This is a genomic window from Ornithinimicrobium cerasi, from assembly GCF_003702705.1.
GTDB lineage: Bacteria > Actinomycetota > Actinomycetes > Actinomycetales > Dermatophilaceae > Ornithinicoccus > Ornithinicoccus cerasi.
The window spans coordinates 1-4487 of record NZ_QZMN01000034.1 but is presented as its reverse complement, the minus strand read 5'-3'; the positions used below and the strand labels follow the sequence as shown (position 1 = coordinate 4487).

Genomic DNA, 4487 nt, shown 5'->3' with positions numbered 1-4487 from the left:
CACCGGGGTGGGCGGCCTGCCGTGCTGGGCCTGGAACGCCTGCGCCAGCTCGCTGCGCCGCGCCTGGATGCCCGCCCGCCGGGTCGACCACACCTCGTTGAGGCGGGGATCAACGCCGACGATCTCGCGCACCGGCCGCTCGCGCGCCTCCGGCCCCGTGTTCGCGGTTCTCGGGGCGAAGGTGAGGCCCAGCGGGCGCAGGTGCTTCTCCAGGGCAGTGTTGTACGCCTCGGAAGCGGACACGACCGCCTTGAAAAGGACCCGGCCGTCGACGGACAACCAACGCCCGTCGGTGAGTGTCTGGACCTTGTTGGCCACGGCGACGTGGGTGTGCAGGTCCGGGTCACCGGCGCGGGAGTCGCGGTGGGTGAACGCCGCGGCGACCATCCCGCGCACGTCCACCTGCTGCACGCCGTCCCTGCCGGTGCGGGTGTACAGGGCGTGCTTCTCGATGTAGGCCAGGGCGTCCCGGACAGCGGCCTGGTGCGCGGCCTCGATCTGCAGGGCCAGGGGACGGTCGGCCACCGCCCACAACGTCGACACGGACTTGACGGGGGAGAAGGTCAGGTCGAACCCGGCGACCGCGGTGGTCCGCGGCCGCGACTGCTTGGCGATCAGCCCGGCCAGCTCCCGCTCGTCGAACGGCTCGCGGCCGTGCTCGGTGCGGAACATCTCCAGCGCGACCTGGGTGCGGATGCTCGCGCGTTCCTCCACTGGGATGGGGTGGTCCACCGGCAGCCCTAGAGCCTTGTTGTGTCCCTCGAACCGGCGCGCGACCTCGATGCGGAACGGGGTCACGTCATGGCGTCCTCCGTACACGCGGAAGGGTCGGCCGAGGTGGTGTCCCGACTCATCACCCAGCGGGTGCTCCCCGGTGCCGAACAGGCGGGTCATGTGCTCGGCGGTGACCTCGTCACCGGTCGCTAGACCGGCGACGCCGGTCATGCCGGTGCCGACCCACGCGCCGGGAGCCTCCCCTTTGGCGGTGTAGTACCCGGCCAGCCCGGTGTGGCCGACCTCGGTGGCGTCCTGCCGGGCGACCTGCCGGGTCAGGTAGTCATACCCCGACCCTGCGGTCAGCTTGTGGATCGTCGCCGCCATACCTACATAAGCGGAGGACCGAGCCTCAGGGACTCACCTGCGGGCGACTTTCCCGGTGCGTACTTGCCCGTTCAGCGGGCTCGGTGGGGGAGGGGGCGCAGGCAGGGGCGCGAGTCAACCTGGAGTGGACAATGCCCGCTCTACTGGTGGACAGCCCTATTGGAACGTGTCTTTATAAGGGCGCTTGGGGCGGATCAAACTGCCCGCCGGTCTCCGGTGCGTGAGGGGGGTGGGGGATGATGAGCGGATGAATGTGCAGTTCCTCTACTTCGACGGGTGCCCTCACTGGAAGCCGGCAGAGGCGCGTCTGCGTGAGGCACTGCGGGTTCACGGTGGGGTCGTCGAGGTGGAGCGCATTGCCGTGGACACGCCGGACATTGCGGAGTTCTACGGATTTTCGGGCTCACCCTCGGTGCTGATCGACGGTGTGGATCCCTTCGCTGAGTCGGCAGCACCGGTGGCGTTGTCGTGCCGCTTGTATCGCACGCCGGAGGGTCTGGCCGGGTCGCCGACCGTAGAGCAGCTCGTCGCAGCGCTGTCCGAGGCATCAGCCTCGTAGCGGCACGCGGTGCGAGGTACAGGTCGCGTTGGGGCGACGTTTCGCTCAGATCCTTGTCCAACCCGGTGGGTGGCCGGTTGTCAGAGTCCGAATGCGCCGCCGCTGACGAGAATGGCTATGCCGAGGCCGATCAGGACGATCGGGAAGAGCACGTGTTCCCACCGCTCGAGCACCTCGGCGATAGGCCGGCGGGTCGCGACATACCTGGCGAGGAAGACCAGCACGCCGACGAGCAGCAGGAACACGACGCAGAAGAGGATCACGGTTGCCGTGCCGACGTTCAGGAACACCGGGACGTAGACACCGATGTTGTCTCCGCCGTTGGCGAAGGTGACGGCGGCGACAGTCAGGATGCCGACCTTCTTGCCTTCGACCTTCTCGTCGTCGTCGTCACCGTCCCCTCGCCAGGCCTGCCAGGCCGCCCAGATACCGAGCGCCAGGGGGATGAGTCCGAAGTAGGGAATGGCACTGGATGGCAGGACGAGCCCGGCTCCCCAGGTGACCAGCAGCGCAGCACCGAGGATGCCGGCGAACCCCAGGTACTGCCCCAGCGCGATCCTGGTGGTGGTGCCCCGTTGGCCGGCGCCTCGGGCGAAGAACAGGGAAAGAACGATGATGTCATCGATGTTGGTGGCCATGAACAGCCCGATCGCCTGCAGGACCGTGGTGAGGATCACCGGCTGACCTCGCAGCTGGCGACGGGGCACTGGGGATCCAGGCACGGGGCGTCCTCGTTCACGGCGAGGGTCACCTCGACCAGGGCGAGCAGCGCGTTGGTGAGGTGCGGGTCGGCGATCGCGTAGAGGGTCTGACGTCCCTGCGGTTCGGCCACCACGATGCCACAGTCGCGCAGGCAGGTCAGGTGGTTGGACACGTTGGGCCGCGTCAGACCGAGGTCCTGGGCAAGACCAGCAGGATAGGCAGGACGTTCGAGCAGCGACAGCAGGATCCGCGCCCGCGTCGGATCTGCCAGCGCGCGGCCGATCCGATGCATCGCGTCCAGCCGGGAAGAAGTAGTTAGCATGCGCGGAACTGTACAGTCTTGACTGAACCGTCCCTGAGTTTGGGGTGCAACGGGAAAGTCGGCAGGTTCAGCGTCGGAGGTGGGCGTCGCGTTGAGCGGTGTAGGCGCTCCAGCCTCGTGAGGCCAGGGCGGCCCACCGGCTGGCGGTGTTGGGCGCCAGGCCCAGAACCTCGGCCAGGATCGGGGTCGGCATGGTCGCGGCGAGCTGGAACATGGCGGCGTTACGGGCGGCCAACGGTTGGATGCCGCGCGCGACGAGCTGAGAGCGGACGTTCTCCGTGGCTAGGTGCTTGCCGGGGATGCCGCCGGGAAAGAGCCAGACGTCCGTCCCGCTGGCGTAGGAGGCCTGCCCGCGGCGGGCCAGGTGGGTGCGTACGAGGTGGCCCAGCGGGTCGGGCAGCTCGATGTCGAAGGTGTCGAAGGTGGCGGTCACGACCCCGTCGTCGTGGAGGGTGATCTGGTCGGTGCGCATCCGGCAGACCCTGGCCACTGGTTGGGCGTAGAGGAGGACGAAGAGTCCTGCGATGCGGGCGTAGAGGCGGGTCGTGTCGTCGTGAAGCAAGAGATGGACGTGTGCCCACCGGTCCTCGTCGGCCAGGCTGACCGCCGGCTGAGCCTCGGCACGGTGGACCGGGGACAGCTCCGTCTGAAGACCGGTGCGGAGGCACCATGCCAGGAACGGCCGTAGCGCGACGGCCCGAGCCCGGTGCTGCTCGGCGTACCGGTCCAGATCATGCTGGGAGAGGTCGGTCAGGTCGAGGCCGTTCTCGGTGAGCCAGTTCATGAACCGGGCGGTGACGACGAGGGTGGCCCGGGCGGCTGAGATGGCGCCGTGGGTGAGTCTCCCGTGCTGTTCGGCGCGCCGCAGCCGGCGCAGCACCTGCCAGCGGGCGAACCGGTTGAGCACCTCGGCCTGCTGGGGTGGCAGGGTGTCCAGGACCTGGTGCAGCCAGGGGGTGACGCGCTCGAGGTCGGCGTGGAAGGGCGGGAGGACACCGAGGGCGGTGAGCAGGTCGCGCAGATAGTTGTTGGGCTTGTTCGCCGGCATCGCCTCGAAGGTGGCGTGGGAGATCTCGACCTCGCCGCGGGCCATCGCTGCCAGGACGGCCGGGCCGGTGGAGCGGGTGAACCAGTACAGGGTGGACTGAGGCCGCGGCCCGGAGGTGAGGGCGTCGTACACCGGTTGCAGCTGGGGGTGGATGCCGCCGCCAGGGGCGGACAGCAGCGCGGTGGCCTTCTGGTTCAAGGCGCAGGGGCCGCACTGCCGGCCGAAGGGTGAGTCCTCCCGCCCGCAGTCGACGCAGGCGTAGACCGGGTCGTTACCGGTGCAGGTCGCGCAGGCCGGTCGACGCTGGGCGTCGTAGAAGGCGAGCACCTTGACCTGCCCGCACCCGGGGCAGGGCTGGGCCGCGCGGGCGACCCGTAGGGCGCAGCGTGGGCAGACCGGCTGCTCGAGGACTACCCGGGTGCAGCGTTCCTGGCGTCCGCAGTGCGCGCAGTCCTGGCGTGGCAGCCGTGCCCGGGGGCTCATGCGTCGGTCGGTGGGCGTCGTACCTGGGCGCGGATCGGGCGCAGGTCGCCGATGCCGGGGCCGGTCTCTCCGCCTGCTGTCCTCGCCGGTTTGTCCTCGACGACGGTGGGGATGAGCAGGTCGTTGGGTTCGCAGTCCAGGATCTCGCACAGCGCGGCCAGGACGTCCATGTTCAGTCGTTGCGGGGTCCGGGCGACGAGGCGGTAGACGTGCTCACGGGACAGGTGGACCCCGCGCTCGGCCAGCAGCGGGACGAGCTCGGAGGTCTGGTA

Annotated in this window: 6 protein-coding genes; 1 reads left to right on the top strand and 5 read right to left on the bottom strand. The window is 69.4% G+C overall.

From position 1 onward, the window contains the following. A partial coding sequence (mobF, locus tag D4B81_RS17455; RefSeq protein WP_161965284.1) for a MobF family relaxase occupies window positions 1-1101 on the bottom strand: 1101 nt, incomplete at its 3' end. 247 nt (window positions 1102-1348) lie between these two features. On the opposite strand from mobF, the gene D4B81_RS17450 reads away from it, so the two are divergent. Further along, window positions 1349-1660: a DF family (seleno)protein gene (locus D4B81_RS17450; RefSeq protein WP_010147080.1), complete on the top strand. Its 312-nt coding sequence runs from the start codon at window positions 1349-1351 to the stop codon at window positions 1658-1660. An 80-nt stretch (window positions 1661-1740) separates the two neighbouring features. Here the strand turns inward: D4B81_RS17450 and D4B81_RS17445 are convergent, their stop codons facing one another. The 4 genes from D4B81_RS17445 to D4B81_RS17430 form a co-directional block, all read right to left on the bottom strand. After that, a complete protein-coding gene (locus D4B81_RS17445) occupies window positions 1741-2337 on the bottom strand; it encodes a cadmium resistance transporter (RefSeq protein WP_010147081.1) in 597 nt (198 codons plus the stop codon). Then, window positions 2334-2684, bottom strand: coding sequence for a Cd(II)/Pb(II)-sensing metalloregulatory transcriptional regulator CmtR (cmtR, locus tag D4B81_RS17440; protein WP_029540603.1), 351 nt, complete (start codon window positions 2682-2684; stop codon window positions 2334-2336). The genes D4B81_RS17445 and cmtR overlap by 4 nt, the downstream gene beginning before the upstream one ends. Before the next feature lie 67 nt (window positions 2685-2751). Continuing rightward, the gene (locus D4B81_RS17435) at window positions 2752-4215 is read right to left on the bottom strand and encodes a hypothetical protein (protein ID WP_081480515.1); all 1464 of its coding nucleotides are present in this window, start codon (window positions 4213-4215) and stop codon (window positions 2752-2754) included. Next, window positions 4212-4487, bottom strand: a 276-nt coding sequence (locus D4B81_RS17430) for a helix-turn-helix domain-containing protein (RefSeq protein WP_161965283.1), incomplete at its 5' end; no start/stop codon positions are given. The genes D4B81_RS17430 and D4B81_RS17435, both read right to left, overlap by 4 nt.

Coding starts and splice junctions, on each gene's coding strand:
- D4B81_RS17450 (WP_010147080.1), top strand. CDS start 1,349: ATGAATGTGCAGTTCCTCTACTTCGACGGGTGCCCTCACTGGAAGCCG.
- cmtR (WP_029540603.1), bottom strand. CDS start 2,684: ATGCTAACTACTTCTTCCCGGCTGGACGCGATGCATCGGATCGGCCGC.
- D4B81_RS17435 (WP_081480515.1), bottom strand. CDS start 4,215: ATGAGCCCCCGGGCACGGCTGCCACGCCAGGACTGCGCGCACTGCGGA.